23 protein-coding genes are annotated in these 25,287 nt (G+C 25.6%); 5 read left to right on the forward strand and 18 right to left on the reverse strand.

Annotated features, from left to right (window positions below; translation table 11 throughout):
* The first annotated feature begins 18 nt into the window (after nt 1-18).
* Both h2es_RS01745 and h2es_RS01750 read left to right on the forward strand, forming a co-directional pair.
* On the forward strand, nt 19-396 hold the full coding sequence (locus h2es_RS01745) for a hypothetical protein (RefSeq protein ID WP_154510832.1): 378 nt from the start codon (nt 19-21) through the stop codon (nt 394-396).
* Nucleotides 397-414: 18 nt separating this feature from the next.
* The gene (locus h2es_RS01750) at nt 415-834 is read left to right on the forward strand and encodes a DoxX family protein (protein WP_326844994.1); all 420 of its coding nucleotides are present in this window, start codon (nt 415-417) and stop codon (nt 832-834) included.
* Between the two features lie 116 nt (nt 835-950).
* On the opposite strand, the gene h2es_RS01755 is transcribed toward h2es_RS01750, so the two are convergent.
* The 6 genes from h2es_RS01755 to h2es_RS01780 all read right to left on the reverse strand — a co-directional run bounded on the left by h2es_RS01755 (nt 951) and on the right by h2es_RS01780 (nt 8,873).
* On the reverse strand, nt 951-1,223 hold the full coding sequence (locus tag h2es_RS01755; protein WP_154510836.1) for a DUF3035 domain-containing protein: 273 nt from the start codon (nt 1,221-1,223) through the stop codon (nt 951-953).
* Nucleotides 1,224-1,491: 268 nt separating this feature from the next.
* Complete coding sequence (locus tag h2es_RS01760) at nt 1,492-2,298, reverse strand: alpha/beta fold hydrolase (protein WP_154510838.1); 807 nt, start codon at nt 2,296-2,298, stop codon at nt 1,492-1,494.
* Between the two features lie 429 nt (nt 2,299-2,727).
* Nucleotides 2,728-3,192 carry a single-stranded DNA-binding protein gene (gene ssb, locus h2es_RS01765; protein WP_154510840.1) on the reverse strand — a complete coding sequence of 155 codons (465 nt, stop codon included), beginning with the start codon at nt 3,190-3,192 and terminating at the stop codon, nt 2,728-2,730.
* Nucleotides 3,193-3,247: 55 nt separating this feature from the next.
* The gene (locus tag h2es_RS01770) at nt 3,248-3,538 is read right to left on the reverse strand and encodes an HU family DNA-binding protein (protein WP_326844995.1); all 291 of its coding nucleotides are present in this window, start codon (nt 3,536-3,538) and stop codon (nt 3,248-3,250) included.
* A gap of 134 nt (nt 3,539-3,672) precedes the next feature.
* Nucleotides 3,673-4,128 (reverse strand): DNA polymerase III subunit chi, encoded by a 456-nt coding sequence (locus h2es_RS01775; protein WP_154510844.1) that lies wholly within the window; start codon nt 4,126-4,128, stop codon nt 3,673-3,675.
* 2 nt (nt 4,129-4,130) lie between these two features.
* Entirely contained in the window at nt 4,131-8,873 is a 4,743-nt protein-coding gene (locus h2es_RS01780) for an NAD-glutamate dehydrogenase domain-containing protein (protein WP_154510846.1), read from the reverse strand.
* A 341-nt stretch (nt 8,874-9,214) separates the two neighbouring features.
* On the opposite strand from h2es_RS01780, the gene h2es_RS01785 reads away from it, so the two are divergent.
* Entirely contained in the window at nt 9,215-9,541 is a 327-nt protein-coding gene (locus h2es_RS01785) for a hypothetical protein (protein ID WP_154510848.1), read from the forward strand.
* 2 nt (nt 9,542-9,543) lie between these two features.
* Here h2es_RS01785 and h2es_RS01790 read toward each other — a convergent pair whose 3' ends face one another.
* From h2es_RS01790 to lpxD, 10 genes are all read right to left on the reverse strand, one after another.
* The gene (locus h2es_RS01790) at nt 9,544-11,529 is read right to left on the reverse strand and encodes a hypothetical protein (RefSeq protein WP_154510850.1); all 1,986 of its coding nucleotides are present in this window, start codon (nt 11,527-11,529) and stop codon (nt 9,544-9,546) included.
* A 149-nt stretch (nt 11,530-11,678) separates the two neighbouring features.
* Nucleotides 11,679-12,278, reverse strand: a complete 600-nt coding sequence (gene folE, locus h2es_RS01795; protein WP_154510852.1) for a GTP cyclohydrolase I FolE — start codon at nt 12,276-12,278, stop codon at nt 11,679-11,681.
* 114 nt (nt 12,279-12,392) lie between these two features.
* A complete protein-coding gene (locus tag h2es_RS01800) occupies nt 12,393-12,611 on the reverse strand; it encodes a hypothetical protein (protein ID WP_154510854.1) in 219 nt (72 codons plus the stop codon).
* Between the two features lie 12 nt (nt 12,612-12,623).
* Nucleotides 12,624-14,345, reverse strand: a complete 1,722-nt coding sequence (locus tag h2es_RS01805) for a 30S ribosomal protein S1 (RefSeq protein WP_154510856.1) — start codon at nt 14,343-14,345, stop codon at nt 12,624-12,626.
* A gap of 4 nt (nt 14,346-14,349) precedes the next feature.
* Nucleotides 14,350-14,991 carry a (d)CMP kinase gene (gene cmk / locus h2es_RS01810; RefSeq protein ID WP_154510858.1) on the reverse strand — a complete coding sequence of 214 codons (642 nt, stop codon included), beginning with the start codon at nt 14,989-14,991 and terminating at the stop codon, nt 14,350-14,352.
* A complete protein-coding gene (ribB, locus tag h2es_RS01815) occupies nt 14,991-15,599 on the reverse strand; it encodes a 3,4-dihydroxy-2-butanone-4-phosphate synthase (RefSeq protein ID WP_126044796.1) in 609 nt (202 codons plus the stop codon). The genes cmk and ribB overlap by 1 nt, the downstream gene beginning before the upstream one ends.
* Nucleotides 15,600-15,602: 3 nt before the next feature.
* Nucleotides 15,603-16,418, reverse strand: a complete 816-nt coding sequence (locus h2es_RS01820; protein WP_154510860.1) for an LpxI family protein — start codon at nt 16,416-16,418, stop codon at nt 15,603-15,605.
* Entirely contained in the window at nt 16,411-17,214 is an 804-nt protein-coding gene (lpxA, locus tag h2es_RS01825; protein ID WP_154510862.1) for an acyl-ACP--UDP-N-acetylglucosamine O-acyltransferase, read from the reverse strand. Before lpxA ends, h2es_RS01820 begins: the two co-directional genes overlap by 8 nt.
* An 11-nt stretch (nt 17,215-17,225) precedes the next feature.
* Complete coding sequence (gene fabZ / locus h2es_RS01830) at nt 17,226-17,675, reverse strand: 3-hydroxyacyl-ACP dehydratase FabZ (protein ID WP_154510864.1); 450 nt, start codon at nt 17,673-17,675, stop codon at nt 17,226-17,228.
* Between the two features lie 3 nt (nt 17,676-17,678).
* The gene (gene lpxD, locus h2es_RS01835; protein ID WP_126044792.1) at nt 17,679-18,692 is read right to left on the reverse strand and encodes a UDP-3-O-(3-hydroxymyristoyl)glucosamine N-acyltransferase; all 1,014 of its coding nucleotides are present in this window, start codon (nt 18,690-18,692) and stop codon (nt 17,679-17,681) included.
* 140 nt (nt 18,693-18,832) lie between these two features.
* Here lpxD and ykgO point away from each other — a divergent pair, with 140 nt between their 5' ends.
* The gene (gene ykgO, locus h2es_RS01840) at nt 18,833-18,958 is read left to right on the forward strand and encodes a type B 50S ribosomal protein L36 (RefSeq protein ID WP_126044791.1); all 126 of its coding nucleotides are present in this window, start codon (nt 18,833-18,835) and stop codon (nt 18,956-18,958) included.
* Nucleotide 18,959: 1 nt separating this feature from the next.
* Complete coding sequence (locus tag h2es_RS01845) at nt 18,960-19,580, forward strand: ribonuclease D (RefSeq protein ID WP_154510866.1); 621 nt, start codon at nt 18,960-18,962, stop codon at nt 19,578-19,580.
* Nucleotides 19,581-20,269: 689 nt separating this feature from the next.
* Here the strand turns inward: h2es_RS01845 and h2es_RS01850 are convergent.
* Nucleotides 20,270-23,011: a sodium:solute symporter family transporter gene (locus h2es_RS01850; RefSeq protein WP_154510868.1), complete on the reverse strand. Its 2,742-nt coding sequence runs from the start codon at nt 23,009-23,011 to the stop codon at nt 20,270-20,272.
* Between the two features lie 102 nt (nt 23,012-23,113).
* Nucleotides 23,114-25,261 carry a S9 family peptidase gene (locus tag h2es_RS01855; RefSeq protein WP_154510870.1) on the reverse strand — a complete coding sequence of 716 codons (2,148 nt, stop codon included), beginning with the start codon at nt 25,259-25,261 and terminating at the stop codon, nt 23,114-23,116.
* Nucleotides 25,262-25,287 lie beyond the last annotated feature (26 nt).

Below are 25,287 nucleotides of genomic sequence, written 5' to 3' on the forward strand. Positions count from 1 at the left end.
TCTACATAAAAGCTGTAAATGAAAGTAGTAGACTTTAAAACATTTATTTTTTTACAATTGTGCTTGATGATTGCAAGCTTTTTTTTTCAATTTTATGAAATAAATAATGCAGGTTTTATAGTAGAAACATTTGGTTATAATGTTTTAACTTTTTCATTACTTACAATTATTTTTATTGTTTTAGAGCTAAAAATACCTGTGCCTTCTTTTTTATTAGGGGGATTTACACTTGTTATCAATTTAAGGCTATGTAGCATTATTGGATTTAAGATGCCAGTTTATATAATGACGTTAATATTTTTTATAAAGGTCATTCAATTTATGCTTATAGCAAAATCTAGTATAAATCAAATATACAAACTAGGGTTTGAAAATAGTGATTATCATCTTTATTAGTTAAGCATTTTCATAAGGATATTATTAGGATATGATTTTATTCCTTATTTTTGTGAAAAATTATTTGAAGGAACCATGATAAGATCTAAAGAAATAGATAATTTTCATAACTTGGGAATAATATTAGCTAATATTATAGTTGTATCGACAGGTATAATCGAGTTTTTTTGTAGTCTTACTTTAAGCTGTGGGTTTTTAACTAGAATTGGATCAATAATTTTAACTTTATACTTAATGGTAACTACATATATTGGTTTAAAATTTGGGTATAAATTTGCTTGGGTTAGCTCTTCTGGTACTGGATGGAATTATCCTATATTATGGTCAGCAATTATCTTTTCATACGCACTATTTCAGCCAAGTGAGTTTAGTATAGATAAGTTTTTACTTAAGTATAGAAAAACACCAAAATGGCTTAAAAAAATTATTACTTTTTAGATGGTAATTTCCTCTTGCTTTTTTGCTCTTTTATATAACCTTGTGTTTTTAATAATTCATCTGCAGTAGGAGTACTGTTCTTTGTGTCTGATTTATTTAATTCAAAAGGACGTGTATCAAAATTTACTTAGAAACTTTTTATCTTCTTTAGATAAAAGATTTTTATCATTTATATTTTTTGTAGTCTGATCATTTTGACTATTAGCATTGCTATCTAATAAATTAGGGTCTTTTAATTGAAACATAGGAGGCACTGTTAAAGGCTGATTAGGGATAATTGTAAATTCATCAGGAGAACCTTTACTTAAGCCTAAACTTGACATTGTTTTTTTGCTACATCCAGTTAATGTTAATACTAAAAACGATAGTAGAACTAATTTTTTATACATATTTTTTTTAAAAAAAACCTTTTTTAGTAGATTATATGTAAATATTTATTAATTAAAAGAGAATTTACTTTAAATTTTAATTTAGAGACTGAATTTTAGAAAAAAAGTATATATATCAACCTTATTACTAGAATTGATTCACACAAAAATTTTAAAAAATTATTTTTAGATAATATTTTTTCATAGTTATGTGAAGATATAGAATTATCAAATTATTGTAAAAACAAAATATTAAAGTACCCCTACTCTATTATATTCCTATAAATATTTATTTTTGCTTTTTTAATATATGTGATATTAGAAGATTTTGAAGTTCTAGAAATCTTAATATCATTGCATTTATTTGTTCAGGTACTTCTAATGTTGCCCAACATTTTGAACCAACAACTTTTCCAATTTCAAAATTATTATTTAAATTATTTATCTTATTATATGAGCAATGATGTTCATCTGTTACAATACACAATGTTGGTATATTAATTGCAAGAAGCTTTTCATTACAATTTTTATTCCAATTAATCAGATCTTTAAAAATTGAAATTAAAATTCTCACTGAAACACTTTTAAAACTTTGCTTAGCAATTAATTTTATATCATTTGGAGCTTTAATAAACAGTAAGCTTGTTAAATCTTCAATAAAATGTTCAATATTTGGAGCATTTAATTTATCAATAAATTCCTCAATCTCTAAAATAAAATTTTCTTTCATAAATAATGGTGGATCAATTAAAATTAATTCATCAATAAACTCATCTCCATTATTGTTTATAATTTCTATTCCAATATTTGCCCCGTTATTTAAACCTATAAGACAAATATTATTAAGATTTAACTTTTTGATAAATTTTATAATAATTTTTGCATATTTTAGTATTGAATATTGTTTATCCATTGCAGATGTTAGGCCATGGCCTGGTAAATCTATTGCAAAAACTTTACCAATATTACTAAATATTTTTATTTGCTCCTGAAAAAATTTGTGATTGCCACCTGCATTATGAATCATAACAAAAATTTTTTCTGCTTTACCCTCTTCTTTATAGTAAATATTTTCATTATCCAATTTTAAGTGCATGTTAAATTTTTAGAGATTTTAGTATTATTAAAACAAACAATTTATTGCGAGTAAAGTACTAGTAAATAATTTTGATTAATATGATATTAATAAAGTAAGATTCAGCATAAAATATAGGGTTTTTATATTATAAGATAATTTTAAGCTGTTATTGTTAAGATTTAAAATTAAAAATACTCAACACTTTGCGATAAAAAAGCTGAAAAGTTTTAAATTTTAAAAAGTGAGTAAAATGGTGAACTAGATTTTATTAGAATAATTCTCAATCAGTTGTTGTTTATATTCATAAGCTTATCCTCTGAGAGAATATATTAGCTAAAATATACTGTATAAAAATCACTTACTATAGCTGTTTAATTTTACTACCTTAAAGTCTCTGGCCAAACTTCAATATTGAATAAAAAAATATAATTTCATGAAGTCATGAAGTTAAAATGGTATTTCATCTTTAATTTCTTCAGCATCATAATCATCATTAACACTAGGAGTGCTATTTTTGTTGTCAAAAGCAATTTTATTTGTACTGGCTTGGTCTCCAGCTTTAGAATCCATAAGCATAATAGTGCTATTAAATTGGCTTAAAATTACCTCAGTAGTATATTTTTTATTGCCCTCTTGATCTGTATATTCTCTTGTCTGCAGTTTTCCTTCTACATAAAGTTTACTTCCTTTTTTAACATAATTCTTAACAATATTAACAAGCCCAGGAGCAAAAACAACTATCCTGTGCCAATCAGTTTTTTCTTTTTGCTCACCTGAAGTTTTATCTTTCCATCTTTCACTAGTAGCTATTGATAAATTGGCAATTTCGTTACCTCCAGATTGAGAAACTCTAATTTCTGGCTCATTGCCAACATTACCAACTAATATAACTTTATTAATACTTCCAGACATTTTTAATGATTAAATTTTTCATTTTAGTAAAATAAAATGATAATATTAAAAATAATTACTTATTGTTAACAATTGCTTTAAACTCTGAACCTACTGAAAAGCTTACTCTTTTCTGGGCTGGAACTTTTGCAATTGTGCCTCTTGGAGTTTTAACTTCTTTTGCTTCAGTATGCTTTGCTTTAAACGATCCAAATCCAATAAATCTTAATTCATTAGAATCTTTAAGTGAATGTGCTATGCATTTAAAAACTGAATTTAAAATAGTATTTGCTTTCGTTTTTGTACAATCTAAATCTTTTGATAATATATCTAAAAATTCGTTTTTATTCATTTTGTTCTCCGTTATAAAATTAAATTACTTAATTATAAAATCTTTCTACCAGTAAAAACAACAACTATGCAACAATTATTTTTAATTTTTTTCAAATATTTAGCATTTGATGCTATATTTTTGCTAATTAAATTTAAAATTAGAATAAATTAATTTAATTTCCATGAATTATTAATATTTTGTATAAATAACTTTATTGATCTTTCTTCAATATTACTAGTAAGTATATGATTTTTAAGGGTTTTAAGATCTATATTTTCAGCTGTTATTAAAAAAACTTCATTTATAGCATTAACATCTTTATTTATTATTAATTCTGGGCATAAAATAACTATGGACCTATTATTTACTATAGATTTATTAAGTTTAGTTACAATAAGTATATCTTGTAAGTCTGTATTAAAGTCATCTTCTTCTGTTGAATGTGGGATAAATGACAGCTGAGAGAATGTCCACAAGAGATTGTCTAAAACATTCATTTCATCTTTATCTTTACATAGCAATACAATTTTTTTTTCTAACCCAATAATTTTAATAATAATCTTAGGAAGCGTTATATTATATAGAGCGTGTTGAATATTATAAATTATTAATGCCTTTTTCATTTTTAAGCATTAATTAATGTCTTTAATTTATTTATTATTACTTGAACAGCAACAAACTTATTATCTTCATTTTCAAGTAGCACTTTATTTATAAAGCTATCAAAACTATTTAATTTATTATGATCTTTAATAAAACTTAATTTATCTACATTTTCATAATCTTTGAGCTGCTCAAATACAACTTCGATAGTAATTTTTCTCAATTCATTTTCAACATAATCATAAGCTAATTTTTCAATATGATTGAAATTATCACGTTTACTTAATAATTCTAAAATTTGGTCAATATATAATCTTTCCCTAATTTTAAAATATACTTTTGATATTGTATTAAGATCAATTTTTGAGGATTTGTTAATTGTTATTATATCATAAAAAGAGTTGATAAGGCTAAAATAAGCAATGTTTGAGATAAGATTTTTAGATTTTTTGACTTCAATAATATATCCATTAATCTTTTTAACTTGTCTTTTTATAATTGTATTTTTTAAATATGAATCAGTATCAAAAATTTGATATAGTTTTATCAAACATTTTTTATTAATTTGAATTATAGATTCAATATTATCAATTTCATTATAATTTATTAAAATCCAATTTATACTACTTTTAATTAAAGATTGTATTCTATTAAGCAATTTATATCTTGAATCTACAGATATATATGTTGAAGCACTATTTATTTTATTTAAAATACTTTTTATATCTGTACTTTCCATTAATAGGTAAAAGGATTTTATTATATTGATTGGGTGGAACCCTTTTTCTGAAGCAAGTAAATGGAATGTTGTGCATCCTAATGTATTTACAAATTCATTAGATATAATTGTAATAATTATTTCATTAGAAAGTTTGTGCAGCAATAAAGATTTTTTAAAATTTTGTTGTAAGTAATTTGGAAAATAAGAAAGCAACATATCTTGAAAAAACTTATCTTTAGTAAAATCATAAGATGTTAATATCTTGGCAATAGAATTTTTAGAGTAAGCTACTAAAACTGTTATTTCTGGTCTTGTTAGAGATTTATTTTCAAGCCCTAATTTTGTTATATCTTCATTACTTGGTAGGCTTTCAATTTCTCTTTGTAACTCGCCTTTTTCTTCAAGACAACTAATTAACCATGAGTAATCTTTTAAATTATTAATATTGGAGTAGTTCTCCATATTTAATAAAATAGATTGATCATGATTATCTTTTAATACCAATTTTTCAATATCATTTGTTAATTGAATTAAAATTTTATTTCTATCTTCTAGTGAAATATTTTTTTGCTGTAGCTCATGTTGTAAAGCAATTTTTATATTTACTTCATGATCTGAACAATCAACTCCAGCAGAATTATCAATAAAATCTGTATTAATTCTCCCACCTCTTTTAGAATATTCAATTCTACCTTTTTGTGTAAATCCTAAATTACCACCTTCTCCGACAACTTTGCATCTTAAACTTTTACCTAAAATTCTCAAATTATCATTTGCTTTATCCCCTATTGTTGAATTATCTTCAAATTCATCTTTAACATAAGTTCCTATACCTCCATTCCATAATAAATCAACAGGTGCTTTTAATATAGCACTAATCAATTGAGATGGTGGTAATTTATCAGCTATTATGCCTAAAGCATTTCTTGCTTCAGGAGAAAGCATAATTTCCTTCACTGACCTTTGATAAACACCACCTCCCTTTGATATTAAACTTTTATCATAATCAGACCACTTAAGATTAGGATTTTTAAATAACCTTAATCTTTCTTTATAACTAGTTAAGCAATCAGGGTTAGGATCAATAAATATATGGATATGGTTAAAAGCTGCAATAAGTTTTAAATTTTTTGACAATAGCATGCCATTCCCAAATACATCTCCAGACATATCACCAATTCCGACAACGCTAATAACGTCTTTATCTAAATTTACATTTAAAGCACTAAAGTGATTTTTGGCACATATCCATGCACCTTTAGCAGTAATGCCCATTTTTTTATGATCGTATCCATCAGAGCCTCCGGATGCAAAAGCATCTCCAAGCCAAAAATTATATTCTTTTGAAATTTCATTTGCATAATCAGAGAAAGTTGCTGTCCCTTTATCTGCTGCAACTACAAAGTAAGGATCAGCCTCATCATGTCTAATAACATTTTTTGGACATATTATTTTTTTATTAACTATATTATCAGTAATATCTAATATCCCCCTTAAAAAATTTTTATAACACTTAACTCCTACTTTAAGAAAGTTTTCCTTATCTTTAGGAGCATGTTTAATAACAAAGGCACCTTTGCATCCAGAAGGAACAATTAGTGAATTTTTAGTCATTTGAGCTTTCATTAAGTCTAAAACAACTTTTCTAAAATCTTCTGTTCTATCAGTCCATCTAATTCCTCCTCTGGCAATTTTAGCACCCCTAAGATGAATAGCTTCAAATTGTGAAGAATATACAAATGTATCAACTTCTGGTTTTGGAAGAGGCATTTCTTCAATTTCTTTTGAATTAATTTTTATAGAAATATAATCTTTGTATCTACCAGTATTTTTATCAATTACAAAAAAGTTTGTTCTTTTTGTAGCCAATATTAGCTTTAAGAAAGTACTTAAAATTTTATCCTCTATAAATACAGATATTTTAGAAAGTTTATTGTTTAATTCATTGATTATCTTGCTTTCTGCTGTTTTTACATAATTTAAATCAGGATTGAACCTTATATTGAATAAATTCATTAAATTTTTAGTTATATCAAAATACTTTACTAGAGTATTGAGTACATAATCAAAGCTAAATTCAAATTTAATTTGTTTTAAATATTTAGTATAAGCCCTTAACAAAGAAGCTTCTCTATAATTAAGCTCTGCATAAAAAATTAAATTATTAAAAATATCATCTTCTATTATATTATTCCAAATTTTTTCTAACCCTTCTTCGAGATTACATTGTAAAGAATTATTAAACTCAAATTCACCTACTTTTGGTTTTGTTCTGAAATAATGGATAAATACGGTTTTTTCTATTCCTAAATTATTAATTTTAGCTTCAAAAGTTTCTACATCAATTATGTGTAATCCTAAATTATCAATTATTGGAAAGATTGTTGATAGATGAAGTTCATTATCTAGTGAAAAAATCTTAATTTGAATTAAGCTTTTACTACTTTTCGCTGAATTGTAGATTTTAAAAGTAACTTTGTTTTTTAATAAAGCTTCCTCAATAGCCCTAATATCATGTATAGATTGCTCTATTGAAAAGCTATTGGTATATTTTACGTCAAATGCATCTTGATATTTTTTAAATAGTTTATCAGCTTCCTTTCTACTTAAATTAAGATTTAAAGAATCCTTTAAATCATCTTCCCAAACATTGATAGCACTAGTAATAAGCTTTTCTATCCTATTGATATTATAATCTGGTATTTTCCTCTCTGGCAAATTAATTATTAACTGTAATCTAGTAAGTGAACCTTCTCCAATTTTGACATAATGCTTTGCAATAAATCCGTTAAACTGACTACATAAAATATTCTCAATTCTTTTTCTTATTTGGGTATTAAATTTTGTTTTTGGTATAAATATTAATGCACTAATATATCTTTTTCCCTTATCTTCTCTAAGAAATAATTTAATTCTAGGATTAATAGTTAAAGATACTATTCCTGAAGCAATTTCATATAAATCTTTTTTGCTTATTTGTAATAATTCACTTCTTGGAAAATCTTCAAGTGCAGTAACTAGCTCTTTTGCATTATAACTATCATGTGGATATCCGTATTTGTTAATAACAAAATGAATTTTATCCCGTATGAGTGGGATATTTAAAACACTCATGTAATAAACTTTTGTTATTAAAAATCCAAAAAGTGTATGAACGGAATTACATTTCCCATTAGAATCATAATTTTTGACCGATATACAGAGCATAAAAGCACGCCTATGAACCTTAGTTTTAATATCTGATTTGCGGATAGTTATTACACAATTGCCAAATTTATAATTATTTAAAATATTTATTTCAGGATAATATTTATCTTGCTTTATTAAGCCTAAATTATTAATCTCATCAACTTTTAAAGTATTATTTTTATCTAATTTTGAATAACAATAACCTAAAAAGATAAAATTATCGTCTATAAGAAATTCTAGAAAATTTATATGTTCTTGATTTAATTCGCCAATTTTATTTAATTTGAGATTATCTTTTAAATTTTTAATGCAACACGATAATGATTTTTTCATTTCTTTCCAATCATTAACAGCTATATATGTGCATTCAAGTATAGCTATAATCTTTGTTTTTAATGATTTATAAAAATTATTATCAAACCAGTTGGAAATATAAAATTGTAATGCAGCAACTTTATCTTTTTTTAAATGTGTAAATTTGTAATCAACATAATTTTTCTGATCAATAACTTTATGAGTAAGAAGATTAATGTCTATATCGTGAGTTTGTAGTTCATTATTAATTGAATCAATTATAAATGGAGCATCATAGCAGACAATAGTTAAAATCGCATAATCAGAATCTTCATTTTCAACATCAATATCTACAATAAATTTACCTTTAAATTTTTCTTTTATAATTTTATATGCATCTTTACATGCTTTACTTATTATATCTGGTTTTACAGTAGATAAATTTTCATCCGAAAGCTCTTCTAAAAATTTCTTCGTAAAGTTAATAATATACTTATCTTTAATAGTTTTAATAATATCTTGCAATATTATTGAATTTTGTTTTATGTGATCTTTTTGCATATAATTAAGAGCGTATATTTATCATTAACAAAATGATAACACATTTTATTTTACAATAAACTTAAAAATAAGATTGCGCTTAAATACTTAATCGTAATGCCACTATAAATTGCAGTTAGTATGTAATTGTATAAAAATACTTATATACTTGTTAAATAAAATATAAAATTATTACAACTTAATGATGAATATATAATTTTACAATATTGTATTTTCATTACTTAATTATTGCTATTTTTCTATTATTTTGATGTTTGATACTTGCACAAAATACAGAATATTATATATTTATTATGATTAGATAAATTAAATTAAATAATTAATATTACGATATATAAGACATGAGCATTTTTCATAACATTTTAAATAATTGTACTCTAGAAAACAATGAAATACATTTATATCACTTAAAAGAAATATATGCCTATAAGAGTATTTGGAGAGCTGTTATCACTCAAGCACTTATGGATGCATCAAGCAATTCAAAAAAGAAATTTGCTAAAAAGCAAAAAATTGATGCCATAAGGTGGTTATTAGATGATTTATATGTTGATGAATTTAAAATGGTATGCAATTTAGCAGATTTAGACTATAAGAATGTGTTAGTAAAGATAAAAAAAGCTTTAGCTAATGGATGTAAGTGGAGGAATGATAATAAAAATAACTAACGCTACATGCTTACTGAAATTGTTTTAGTTGTGTTGCTTTGTTCTGATATTCTTCTAGTATGCTTACCAACTACTTCTCTATTTATGCCATCTTTTGCAGCAAGTAATCTATCGGCATTTTTATCAATCCAATCCATAACACTTGCACCACTAACATTAACATTATTTGTTGTTGCAAATTCCATTGCCTGTTTGCCACCAATAGTTTTATCATTTATAAAAGCCCATTCTAAAGCTGGCACCCCACCTATAGTTACATCATTTTTAATAGCATATTTTAAAACACTTTCTTCATTTTTTCCCAAATCTTCAACTGCATATAAAAATGCAGGCTTTCCATCAATTATTTCATCATGTTTTACTGTTAATTTTATAGCAGATTCACCTCGAATTTTAATATCATTTTTAACAGCCCATTTAACTAATTTATCTTTATTTTGTCCTAAATCTTTAATTGCATATAAAAATGCAGGCTTTCCATCAATTTCTAAATCATTTTTAACAGCCCATTCAATAGCTTTTTGACCGTCTATTTTTAAATCATTTTGCAGGCAGTATAATACTGGGTCCATTCCATCTATTTTTAAATCTTGTTCTGCAGCCCACAATACTGGATTTACTCCATTTATATTTAGGTTATTATTTACTAGATAATCAAAAACTTCTTGTTTAGATTTGCTAAAATCTTCAATAGCACAAAGAAAAGCTGGTTTATTTGATATTTTTAAATCGTTATCAAGCATATGTTTTAAAAGTCGATTTTGATTTACATTAAGATCTTCAATTGCATATGAAAAAGCAGGTTTTCCATCAATTTGTAAGTCATTTTCTAATGCCCATTCAATAGCTTTTTGACCATTTATTCTAAGATCATTATCAATTGCCCATTTAACTGGATCTATTCCACCTATTTCATGGCCTTTATCTAAAGCATATAGTAGAATTTTTTCCTCAATACCTTTACTTTTTACATAATCTAATATTTTCTGTCCTTGTACTTCTTGTGATTGTGAATCAAAAAAACCAACTTTGGCTCTCAAAAAATCAATTTCTGGATTTAATATTGTTCCTTTGTCGTGCAAATGTATTGCTAATGTATCTTTGATAATTTGTAATGCATCTTCTTTATATCCTTTTATCTGATATGTATCTTCATCAATATCTAATAAGTCAAGATTTTGAATAAATTCATCTATTCTTTGAGTAAATGCTGCATCATTGCCAACTTTAAATTTAGGCAAATCAGACATAATTCTATCTGCTGTAAGATCAATTAAAATTTCTCCAGAATGTTCAGAGTTTAATTGCCTTTCTACATAGCTTTTAAGAAATGCTTGTACATCATCATTTATATATTCTTGCAAATATTGGTCATCTTGTTTTGTTTTTTTTATTAATCCATAATCATCTGCAACTTTATTTAAAAGAGAACTTATGTTGTGTACTTCATAAATTTCATGACTATGCATACCTTCCATTTTTTCAAGAAAATCTTTATTTTTTATGTAAAATTCAGTAACAAATTGTTCAATCATCTGCTTTTTTGTTAATGTTAGCATGTCATCAACAGTAGCGGAATTAAGTACAAGTTGTTGCAGTATACTCTGCATGTTTGTAAGAGTACCCTCTCCACATAAAAAAGGATAATCATTAAACTTGGAGTCAAGTGGTTTGCCTTTTTCACTATCTAATGCAACTTGAATATTATGAAATCCATCTTGTTGCACATCACCATCCTTGAGTGCATCAAATTTTCCTTTTAACTCAATTAAATTTACTAAACCTAAGTCTCTTCCTTTTTTATATAACTCTTTTGCTTGTTGTCTAAATATTCTTATTTCTTCTTTTGATGAATCTTTATGAAGTTGCACTGATTTACTACTTGAATATAACTCACCTAAAAATTTTGATACCTCTGCCTCGTCTAAACCTTGAGATATTGGCTTCTCATGAAAGCTTGCTTTGAAATTGTCCAATTCTACTGGCATATTACCTCTTTATTTAGTCTGTTATTTTTGTTTGTTTATGTAAATAACTGATAAATTTTACAGTATTATTTATTACACCCACAGGTATAAGTCTATCATAATAAAACTAGATTTCAATACAATAACAAATATCGGTTATGCAATGTTAATTATGAGATTAATTGAAAGAATCTTCTACTTATTTCAGGATCATTTCTAAAGCAACCAATTAAAGCATGAGTCTTCATTTTAGCTAATTTTTGATTAATTCCTCTATTATTAATACAGCTATGACTTGCTTCTATTATTACAGCAACACCCTTTGGTTTAAGAGTATAATTAATTGTATTAGCAATTTCTGAAGTAAGTCTTTCTTGTATCTGAAGACGTTTTGAATAAATTTCAACTATTCTAGCTAATTTACTTATTCCAACTACTTTAGTATTAGGATAATAAGCAATATGTGCAACTCCTTTTATAGGAGCAATATGATGCTCACAATGAGAGTAAAAATTAATATCTTTTAAAAGCACCATATCTTGATATCCAGAAGTTTCAGTAAATGTTTTTTTTAAAATATTTGCAGGATCTTCTAGATAACCTGAAAAATATTCTTTATAACTATCAATGACTCTTTGAGGAGTATCAGATAAACCCTCTCTATCTGGATTTTCACCAATCCATTCTAGCAAGGTTTTTACGGCTTTTTTTGCTTCATCATCGGAAACTTTAACCCTTATATTATTATTGTTAAGTAACTTACTTTGCATTACTAATAATATTTAAAAATTTAGAAAGGAATAATAGCACTAAATAATTTTTTTTAATAGTTTTATATGATTAATTTTTAAAATATTAGCACTATATATTAAACATATTTGATTTTAATCAAAGATTTTTTTCTTTAAACTTTTAAAATTACTTTTAGATAGGTGCTTTTGTTTAATTTCTTTATACTTGTTTTGAGCTTTAGTTTCTAAATTTTCTTTAAAATTATTAAATTCATTTTGTACAGCTGAATGAAGTAAAAATTTAATAATAACAAGACATACTAATGTGGATATCAATATGTTCCAAAGCGTTAAAAATATAAATTTAAACATATTGAAGTATTGTTATTTATTATCTTTTTTATTATCTTTTTCTTGTTTTTCAATTGCAGCACCTAGTATATCACCTAAACTAGCACCACTATCAACAGAACCATATTCTGCAATTGCTTTTTTCTCTTCAGCAATTTCAAGAACTTTCACAGAAAAATTTAATATTTTTTTATTTTTATCATATGATATAACTTTAGCATCAATTTTATCACCTACAGTAAATCTATCTGGTTTTTGTTGATCTTTATGCTTTGATAAATCAAATTTCTTTATAAAACCTTTGACATTTTCAGGTGCTTCAACATAAAGTCCTTCATCTGTAACTTCTGTAACTTTACAAGTTACAACTTCGGCCTTTATTAGCTTATCAGTAACTTCTTTATAATTATTTTCTTCAAATTGTTTAATACTTATGGTTACTCTTTCTCTTTCTAAATCAGAATTTAAAACTACACCTTGTATTTCATCACCAATTTTAAAGCTTTTTAAAGCGTTTTTAGGATTATCGTCCCAATTAATCTCAACAGCTGGCACTAATAAATCTAAATCGTTTTCTTTACCATTTTCTATAATGTTAACAAATAAACCAAAGTCCACAATCTTTTTTACTATTGCTTTAACTTTTGTTCCAATAGGATAATTATCAGCAAAACTTTTCCATGGATTGTTGGTACATTGTTTAATACTTAAACTTATCCTGTGTTTATTAATATCTATATCTAAAACTATAGTTTCAACTTCATCACCAATATTAACTAATTTAATTGGGTGAGTGTTTTTTGTATTCCAATCAATTTCATTTAAATAAACCAATCCTTCAATAGATTTTTCTAATTCAATAAAAGCACCATAATCTGAAATACTTAAGACTTTACCTTTATGTTTAGTTCCAACTGCATATTTTTTTTCTAAACCTTCCCAAGGATTCTCTGTAAGTTGTTTTAATCCTAAAGATACTCTTTGTGCTTCAGGGTTATATTTTGTAACCACTACCTTAAGTTCTTGTCCAAGAGATATCTTTTCAGAAGGATGAGATATTTTATCCCATGAAATATCTGTTATATGTAATAGTCCATCAATATCACCTAAGTCAATAAAAGCACCATAGTTTGTTATATTTTTAACAACTCCATTAAATGTCATTCCTTCTTTTATTCCAGACAATAATTCATTTTTTGCTTCTTTCCTTGATTCTTCAAGTATAGCTCTCCTAGAAACGACAACATTACCTTGTTCTCTATCAATTTTTAAAATTTTAAAAGGTTGATCTACATTCATTAATATAGAGGGATCTTTTACAGGTCTAATATCTAACTGACTACCTGGTAAAAATGCTAAAATACCTTCAATGTCAACCGCAAATCCTCCTTTATTAACTTTGCCAATAATTTTACCATTGATACTACTGTCACTTGCATTTAATTCTTCAAATTTATTCCATGCTAATTCTTTAGCTACTTTTTCTCTACTTAATTGTGTACATCCATTTTTACCTTCAAATCTGTCAATGTATATATCAACTTCATCACCTATTTTTAAATCCTTATTAGTAAATTCATTAATTGATACTCTACCCTCGCTTTTAAGACCTACATCAATATAAACGGTATCACCAGATACATTAACTATTTTACCTTTAACAATCGCACCTTCTTTTGGTTGATTATGCAAACTTTGTTCTAAAAGTTGAGAAAAATCTTCTTGTGAAAAATTTGGTATATTTTCTATATTCATATGGTTATTTAAATTTTAATTTATTTAATATTATATTTAAACTTTCTTCGATGGTCATTTGGGTAGTATCAATTAGCATCGAATCGTCAGCTTTAAGCAATGGAGCACTTTTACGCTCTATATCCCTTTTGTCTCTAATTTTAAGATACTCAAGTACTTTTTGCAGTTTAATACTTTTTCCCATTTTTTGCAACTGTTTATAGCGTCTTCTAGCTCTTTCTTCAATATTTGCATCAAAAAAAAACTTAAAATCTGCATTTGGAAAAACAACAGTACCAATATCCCGCCCATCAACTACAATCCCATTTTTACCTTTAGCAAATTCTCTTTGAATATTTAATAATTTTTCTCTAATAATGTTAAATTCTGCTATTTTAGAGCTTAAATCGCTAACTTCATCAGAATAAATTTCAGATAATGGGATTGGCTTTGCAAAATCAATTCTATAAATTAATTCACAAATTTTTTCTATATTTGATAAATTAACTTTATTTTTAATAGAAAAATATGCTACTTTTCTAAACATTAAACCTGTATCGAGATAATCATATCTAAGCTTTTCAGCAAGTGATTTGGCAACTGTACCTTTTCCAGATGCTGCAGTTCCATCAAATGCTATTATAATACTTTTTGATTTTTTATTCATTAATTTTTATTTTGAATATAATCAACTAACTTTTCTACACTAGAAATTTTCATACCATGCTTTTTTGAAAATTTTATTAAATCATTTTGTCTAGCCATAGTTCCATCATCATTTATAATTTCACAAATAACCATTATTGGTTTTAGATTTGCTAGTTTTGCAATGTCAATAGCAGCTTCAGTATGTCCCCTTCTTTCAAGTACGCCTTTATCTCTGGCAATGACTGGAAATACATGTCCAGGAACTTTAAAATCATCAACTGTAGAACCTTCATTTACTAAATTTCGTATTGTATTTGTTTTATCATATGCTGACATTCCTGTAGAACCACCTTTTTTAGAATCAATAGAATATGTAAAAGCTGTTTCAAATTTAGCTACATTTCTTCGTGGATGTAACTTTAAATCAAATTTATCAGCAATATTTTGGTTTATTGCAACACAAATTAAGCCTCTTGCATGCATTATCATTAATCTAATTAGTTCTTCTGTAATAAACTGTGCAGGAAAAATGATATCTCCTTCATTTTCTCTATCTTCATCATCTGTAATAATAAAGGGCTTACCTAATTTAGCTTCTTCAATTATTTCATCAATTGAATCAAACATACTTTAAACTCCATAAATAAAAATTTTGTTTTCATTAGCAAGCTTTATTGTAGTTTCGCTTGCAATAATAATTGATTTTTTTGCTTCAACGACTATACCCTTATAAGAGTATTTTGCAATATTTTTTATTGTATCCGGCCCAATACATGGTAAATCTAGTCTTTTATCTTGATGAGGTTTGCATAATTTTATCAAAATACCCCCAATCTCTTGATCTTTATACTTGAAACATCTTTTAATTAATTCATTAGTACCTTCAACAGCTTCTACACCTAAGACCAAACCATTATTAATAATCATAGCTTGTCCTATATCATATTTTATAATTCCTTTTAAAATGTCCACACCCTTTTCAATATCTTCTTTTTGTTTTTTAGGAATTTCACAATTTGTCATTACTCCACTTTTTACTAAAATATCTTTTGCTATAGTATTGGGAGATATAATTTTAAATCCATGATTTTCAAAAAATTTTATAATTATTGAATATATACTATTATCATTAAATCCACTTTTTATTATTTGTGTAAATATTTTAAAACCAATTTTATCAAAAATTAATTTAGATAAATGAATTCTTTTAACTTTTCCGGCAATTACTATATTTTTTAAATTATTAGATTGTAAGTAATTAAAAATATTACTTATGCTATAGGGATGGAATAAATCGTAATTAATTCCTTTAAAGATTTTTTCATTTGTTTCACCTTTTAAACCTATAATTTTTACTTTTATTCCTTTATTTAAGCATTCATCATAAATTATTTTAGGCAATAAGCCTTGTCCAGCGATAATTCCTATTGAGTTTATTTTATTCATCTAATAACCAATTTTTATTTGGCATACAGAATCCCCTTTTATTATCATCTTTTAAAAATTTAATTATTTCTAACGATTCATTATCTATATGATTATTTTCTACTGCTTTAATTTTTTCATTAAAATTTATATTATTATTTTTGCTAAAAATTTCTTTAAAAACTTTTTTGACCTTAATAATAGAGGATTTGCTATAATTATTTCTTTTCATACCAATTATATTAATTCCAATTATTTTTGCTCTGTCCCCTGAAACACTTGCAAATGGTACAACATTTTCAACAACCGCACTAACTCCACCAACAATTGCAAATTTTCCAACTCTAACAAACTGGTGAATAGCAGAAAGTCCTCCAATAATAGCGTTATCATCAATTATAACATGTCCGCCAAGGGTTGCATTATTAGCAAGTATAACATTATCACCTACTATACAGTCATGAGCAATATGTGAGCTAATCATTAATAAGCAGTTATTTCCTATAACTGTTTTCATATTTCCATGCTTTGTACCTGTATTAATGGTGCAATACTCTCTAATAATATTATTTTTCCCAATTATTACTTTAGAATTTTCACCGCTATATTTAAGATCTTGAGGGTTATATCCTATAGATGCAAAAGGAAAAATTTCAGTGTTTTCTCCAATATATGTGATTCCATCAATACATACATGAGCATGCAATTTTACTCCTTCGGCTAATTCTACATTATGCCCTATACAACAATATGGGCCTATTTCTACATTAGAATGAATTTTAGCTCCTTTTTGAATGATAGCTGTTTTATGAATCATCTTATTTATTTTTATTCTTTAACTAACATTGCAGAAAAAATAGCATCTGCAACTTTATCATTATCAACTTTAGCTTCGCCAGACATTTTCCAAATATTTCTTCTTGCTTGAACTTGTTTAATATGAATATACATACTATCACCTGGAACAACAGGTTTTCTAAAATGTGCTTTTTCAATAGATATTAAATATATTATCTGATTGGTAGCTTCACTATTTTGATTAACACTTTTTGCTGCAAAAACTGCTGCTGCTTGTGCCATAGATTCAACGATTAAAACTCCAGGCATAACAGGTTTTTGGGGAAAGTGACCATTGAAAAAATCTTCATTTACAGTAACATTTTTTAAAGCAATGAGGTTTTTATTAGGGTTTAATTCTAAAACTTTATCTAATAATAAAAAAGGATATCTATGAGGAATTATCTTTTTTATTTCTGAAATATCTAAAATAGTTTTCATGATTTATATTTTTCTTTTTATTATTTGATTTTTTAAAAAAATATTTTGCCTATGCCAATTATTTATTTTTATTGCAGGGTAACCACCTACTATTTCTCCTTCTTCAAGATCATTTATCACCCCAGATTTGCCTGCAATCATTACCTTGTTTTCTATATTTAAGTGTCCTGCTATCCCTGCTTGACCACCAATTAAAACATTATCACCTATTTTTGTACTACCAGAAATTCCGGTTTGAGCTGCAATGATAGTATTTTCACCAATAATAACATTATGTCCAATTTGAACTAAGTTATCAATTTTGCAATTATCTTTTATAACTGTATTTTCTAATGTGCCTCTATCAATACAGCTATTTGCACCAATTTCGACATTATCACCAATTTCAATAGCACCAACTTGTCTAACTTTTGGGCCTCCTGGCACAAAACCAAATCCATCTTGACCAATCTTAACTCCAGTATATACTTTACAATTTTTGCCAATTTTTGTAAAAGCGATAGTGCAACCAGATTGAATAGAAGAATTATCTTCTACGATTACTCCATCACCAATCACTGAGTTATAACCAATATAAACTTCATCACCAATAATAGCTCCTTCACCAATTACTGCTCCATGACAAATGCAACAATTTTTACCAATTTTAGCAGATGATGCAATAAAAGCTGATTGTGAAATACAGGGTTGAATTTTAGGCTCAGGATAAAATTTATCAATAATTTTTGCAAAAACTAATTGTGGGTTTTTTGTTATAATTAATCCCATTGATTTTGGAGCATACGATTTATGATCTTCTCTAAGAATACAAAAAGCGGCTTTTGTTTCTTTTAAGTCATTAATATATTTTGAATTATGAAAAAATGTAATATCTTTATTTGTTGCTTTTTTAAGTGTTGTGATATTAGAAACTAATATATTATCGTCTCCAATAACTTCATCAACAACCTCTACATCTTTTATTAAATCCTTTAACTTAAAGGAACCGGCCTTTTTATGAAAAACCCCTAAATTCATTTAAAAAATAAAAAGTATATTAAAATAAAACCTAATTAAGTTAATTTTTTATAATTATAAAAGCTTTTTGTCTATAAAAAGCTTGTAAATAATGCTAAAAAATATTATTTATTTCAAAATAGAAGTTTAAAAAAAGTAAAATGAAAGTATTGTCATCATTAAAATCAGCAAAGAAAAGAGATTTAAATTGCAAGCTTATCAAAAGAAAAGGTAAGCTATACGTTATAAATAAGAAAAATCCAAAATTTAAGGCTAAACAAGGTTAAAATGCAATATAATTACAAATATCATATTGATGATATTCCAAGTGATTTAGATTTAAAAGGCGACCTTGCAATTGATACAGAAGCTATGGGCTTAAATAACCATAGGGATAGGCTATGCGTATTACAATTAGCTGATGAGTTAAATGCAATACATTTAATTCATTTTAAAAATAGAAATTTTAATTCTCCAAATTTAAAAAAATTTTTAACTGATAAAACAAGAGTTAAAATTTTTCATTATGCAAGATTTGATGTAGCCATAATTCAAAAATATCTAGAAATAGAAATTGAAAATATTTTTTGTACAAAAATAGCATCCAAACTTTGTAGAACTTACACTCACCATCATAGTTTATTGGAATTATGCAGTGAATTACTTGAAGTTAAAATTTCAAAACAGCAACAATCATCAGATTGGGGTGCTTTAAATTTAAATAAAAAGCAGCTTAACTATGCTGCACAAGATGTTAAATATTTACATCAATTACGAGATAAAATGTCTATTTTATTGCTTAGAGAAAATAAAATGGAAATAGCTGATGAATGTTTTAAGTTTTTACCAACTAAAACAAAACTTGATTTATTAGGTTGGTTAGAACATGATATTTTTTCTCACCATTAATAAGTGCTATTTTAAGCGACTTAATCCCATAATCCATTAATACTTCTACAATTTTGCAAAGATTAAGAAAACTTTAGTGATAACCTATAGTATAAAATTACCCCTCACGAAATTATTATAGTTTATCACTTAACTCAATTTTCTTCACAAACTTAAAGTACAAGCAGAATTCTTATTTATAAACAACAAAAAACTAGATTTTATCATAATAACCTCCGTTTTTTGTTAAATTATTTTACCATCCACCAGTCGCAAATACATTGCTAAAAGTAAGAACAGTTAATGTTAAAGCTATTAAAGCTGTAGTATAAAATTTTGTCATGATAACCTCCGTTTTTTGTTAAATTATTTTACCATCCACCAGTTGCAAATACATTGCTAAAAGTAAGAACAGTTAATGTTAAAGCTATTAAAGCTGTAGTATAAAATTTTGTCATGATAACCTCCGTTTTTGTTAAATAACGTTTTAAAAACGCCTTAACTGTATAGGTAACCCTATACAACGTCAACTTCAAGTGTTTTTTATATAATTATAGATTATCAGAAATAGCTTCATGCCTCTCCAAACGTGAATGAGTCGATATTCCTGGATCACCACAGTCGGAATTACATTACTACCTCGTGATGACAAATTTAGCAACAGTCATTGCGAGGATGTTGTAAACATCCGTGGCAATCCAGGAAAACGCTTAATAATTAACTTTAGGAAATTTAAGAATAAATTTAGTATATTTTCCTTCTATAGATTCACATTTAATGGAACCATTAATATCAGACATAATTAATTTACAATATGAAAGTCCAAGGCCTGTGCCATTTCTGTTGTTAGTGAAAAATTTATCAAAAATTTTGTTTATAACCTTTTCACTAATACCTATTCCATAATCAATAAAACATAATACATTATCATTACTTTTTATCTCTATTTTTACATTCCTTCCATTGTGAGCATATGCATTTTTAATTAAGTTTATTATTACATGCTTTAAATTATGAAAATTATATTTAATCTGAAAATCTTCTAAGTCTAATTGTATGTCTTGAGCTTCAGGATATGCTAAAGAACATTCTTTTATTGCTGCATTAATTATAGTGCTTATCAAGGTTACAGTGCTAGTATGTCCTTTACTCGGTCCTCTTAGTGAAGTTAAAAGATTATCTATAGTGTTAATTCCGTGTTGAGAAACTTCTAAAGATATTTTATTACCAAAATTAAAGCTTTGATAATCATCAGAATTTATAACATATTTTTCAGTTTCTTTATCATTCATTTTTTTTGTATTATCTATAATCATCTGAAACATTTCAGCTTGAGTTTTTAATAACGTAACAGGGTTTTTTAATTCATGGGCCATCATTTCACCAAAAGTTTGTACCATCTTAAATTTATCATCTTGAATATCTTCTTTCATTTTTAATTCTTTTTCTTTATCTCTGGCAATAATTTGTGAAATAAACAAAAAAGATAGATATACATAAAAAACCAATTTGGCAGGATATCCAAAATTAATTGATTGGTGTTCATACATATAAAGTGCACAACCACATAGAAAACCAATGCTCATGCTTATTAAAAATGCACTAGCATTTAAAAATTGATATAATAAAAAAGTAGTAAGTAATGAGTTAATCACCCATATATAGTCACCTTGTTTAGAGTCTACATAATAAAACAGCATATAACTAGATAAAAAAGGAAGACAAAATGTAATGCAAAAGTAAAAAAATATATGTGAATATTTATTTAAAAATTTCTCTGTAAATAATACATCTCTTATTAATAAAAGTAATATTAATGCATATCCAATAATCATAAGATAAGGCAAGTAACTACTATCACTATCTATATATAGAGAAAAAACAAAATAGTAAGATAAAATAAATATACTAAAATTTGGTGGAATAACAGATTTAACATTCTTTATTGGATTGTATACTCTATTGCTTTTAGTAAACTTATATTTTGAATAAAATCCGTTAATATTAGAAATCATATTTACAATCTTTTTATAAAACCAAAGATGTAATTTATTTATTTTTTTAATATAGTCAAAGAATTTTTTGTTAAGAAACAACCCTAAAAAACTTCCTAAAAATCCTGATAAGGAAATAGTATATGCATATTCTTTTAAAAATAAAATATTGCAAATTATAAAAGAAGCACTTAAAGAAAAACTTAATAGAAACTGTTTTTTTGTTATATTAAACCCTAATAATACAGCCGATAATGGAATAATTAGTGTATTAGTTCCAAATCCTTTAAGTATAAACACCAAATAAAGTAATTCATCTTTATATATTATGAATAAAAATGAGAACAATGAAAGCAAAATAATTATAATTCTTGTAAGTAATAACAAATGTTTTGGTTTTGTTTTGGGTAAATACTGTTTTAAAAAATCATTAATTATAATATCACTGGTGGCATTAATAAAAGAATCGGCTGTAGACATAACCACTGCAAACAAACCTGATATCATAAGCCCTTTTATACCTAAAGGTAACCAATCAATATAATTGAACACAACATTAGCTGATAATATTTTATCTCCAGAATTAATTATAATTAAATATGCTATTAAGCATAAAGAAAACATAAATGGAGTTGCAATCATAAATAGTTTTTTAAAAACAAGCTTAAGTGCATTTTTATCATGTGCAAGCATCATATATCTCTGAGTTAATGGTGGTGCGAAATCAGGTAATAATGATTGAATTAATAAGGTAATTATAATAATAAAATTCAATTCTACATTAAATTTTGAAAATGAAATTGTGTTTATAAAATTGTCATCAAAATTTGAATTTTTAATCATAACTACATATGAAGCTGGTATTACTATGAAAAAAATTAAAAATTGCATTATATCTATAGTTATAACACCTCTTAATCCACCTAAAAGTGAATATATATTAATAACTACAATTCCAATTAAAATGCCACTTAAAAAATTAAGTTGAAAAAAATATTCACATATAAGACCAAATGCAATAATTTGCATTGATGATGCCCCTATACTTTCTAGTAAAACAGTATAAAGCCCTATCATTTTTCCAGATCTGCCAAAAATTTTATTCATTATTTGTGTTAAAGTTTTGCAATCTTTTATTCTATCAATGCCAGATAAAAGCACTTTACTTGTAATGATCCAGTAAAGTGGTTGAGTAATGATAAAGATTAATATTATAGAATTTTTATAAATTTCATTTACATACCCCATAATAGTGCCACCACCAATTGCTGTTGCGAAAATAGTACATATTAAAATTGTTGGTAATGATTTACCAAAATTAAGTGAATAAAAATCTACATCTGTCTTAATTTTTCTCCAGTGATAAAAACCAATCATTATACAAATAAAAAAATGTATAAGGACTATTGAAACGTCAATGATTGTTAGATTGTTAAAGTATCTATTAAAACTTTCCATCGCAATTGGATATTATTAGTCAATATCGGGTTGTTCATATAATAATAAGAGATTCTAACAAAACTCTAACTTCATGCAACTAAATAAAAATTTTTTATTAAATTACTTTGCTTTTTCAATTACAAAAGCATATTCTTCAGCAATTTCTTTTAAATGTGTATATCTTCCTGTTTTGCCAGCATGTCCTGCATCCATATTAATTTTAAACAATATTTTATTTTTATCTGTTTTATATTCTCTTAATTTTGCTACCCATTTTGCAGGTTCCCAATATGTTACCCTTGGATCGCTCAATCCTGCTGTTATAAAAAAATGGGGATAATTTTGCTTTTTAACATTATCATATGGAGAATAACTTTTTATATAATCATAATATTCTTTTTCTTTAGGATTTCCCCATTCTTTAAATTCTCCTGGTGTAAGTGGTAAGCTTTCATCAAGCATTGTATTAAGTACATCTACGAAAGGAACATGTGCAACAACAGTATTAAATAATTCTGGTTCTTCATTTGCACAAAATCCAACTAATATACCTCCTGCACTTCCTCCCATAATAGTGATATTTCCTTTTTTTACGTATTTATTAGTTATTAAATATTTTGCAGAATCAATAAAATCATAAAAAGTATTCTTTTTATTTAGAAATTTAGCAGATTCATACCATTCATATCCTAAGTCATCACCACCTCTAACATGAGCAATGGCATAAACAAATCCCCTATCAACTAATGAAAATATATTTTTTCTAAATGTCTGTGGGATTGATATTCCATATGACCCATATCCATATAGATACAAAGGATTATCTGATCCTAATTTAAATTTATCTTTTTTATAAATTAATGAGATGGGAACTTTTTTGCCATCTCTGGCTTTTGCATATAATCTCTTAACTTTATAATTATTTAAATCAAATCCTGAAGGAATTTTGTCAACTTTTAATATTTTTTCTTTTCCTGATTTAAAATTATACTCTTTTATAGTAAGTGGCGTAGATAGCGAACTATAATTAAATCTAAAACCATCTGCATCATAGGTAGTAAAAATAACATCAACATGATAGCTTTGATTAGGAAAAGCCAATTTTTTTGAAAATCCATTTTCTAAGTTTATTATTTCAATATCTAGCAGGCCATTATGATTATTAGAAGATGTAATAACCATGTTTTGATTGTACAGTTCAAAGTTTCTAATATATCTACTTTTTGAATAAGCAACAAAATCTTTCCATGGTTTATTCATATTATCTTTATCAATCTCAGCAATTCTGAAATTTTTACCTTTATCATTCGTTATAATAAAGAATTTATTATTATGATCATTAATAAAATATTTATGACCACTTTTTCTTTTATAGAAAAGCTTGGGTTCTAAATTATTTTTAGATAAATTAATAAAATAATCTTCATTTTCTTCATTATTTCCAGAAACAATTATTAAATATTTTTTACTATTACTTTTGTAAATATTAACACTAAAAGTTATATCTTTTTCCTCATAAACTAATATATCTTTTTCATAACTAGTTCCTAATTTATGAAATAATACTTTTTTAGCTCTCCAATTTTCACCAGTTGGAATATAGAAAAATCCTTTATTATTTTCATGCCAAACCAATTCACCAAATGTATTTGGAATATAATCATTTAACAATTTATCTTGTTTTATATTTTTTACTTTTATTTCATATTCTTCATTACCTTTATAATCTACTGCATATGCAATTAATTTATGATCTGGACTAATTTTAATACCTTTAACATTACAATAATCATGGTCTTGAGCTAATTTATTTTCATCTATTAATATTTCTTCTTTATTTTCTAGTGATTTGTATTTTCTTGAATGCACCCAATAATCCATGTCCTTACTAATATATGAATAATAGTAATAATCATCTATTTTAATTGGTACTGTTTCATCTTCTTCATTTATCCTATCTTTAACTTCATTGTATATTTTATCAATTAAATCTGAATACCTAGATAACTCATATTTAGAATAATTATTTTCAAATTTAAGATAGTCTAATATTTCATTATTATTAACTTTAGGGTAATTTTCATCCCTTAACCAAGAATAAAAATCAATTTTTTCATCATTAAAATTTTTAGAAATACTTTGATCCTTCTTTGCTATTGGTGGTTGGATATCATCGTTTACCATAACTCTTAATAAATTAAATAAAAATAATAATACAGCAAAATAAAGTAAATATATTAAAAGTCTATTAAATTTTTTTACACACATTGTTACCCCCACTAAATAGCTATTTA

This window comes from Rickettsiales endosymbiont of Trichoplax sp. H2 (genome assembly GCF_009690945.1).
Taxonomy (GTDB): domain Bacteria; phylum Pseudomonadota; class Alphaproteobacteria; order Rickettsiales; family Midichloriaceae; genus Aquirickettsia; species Aquirickettsia rohweri.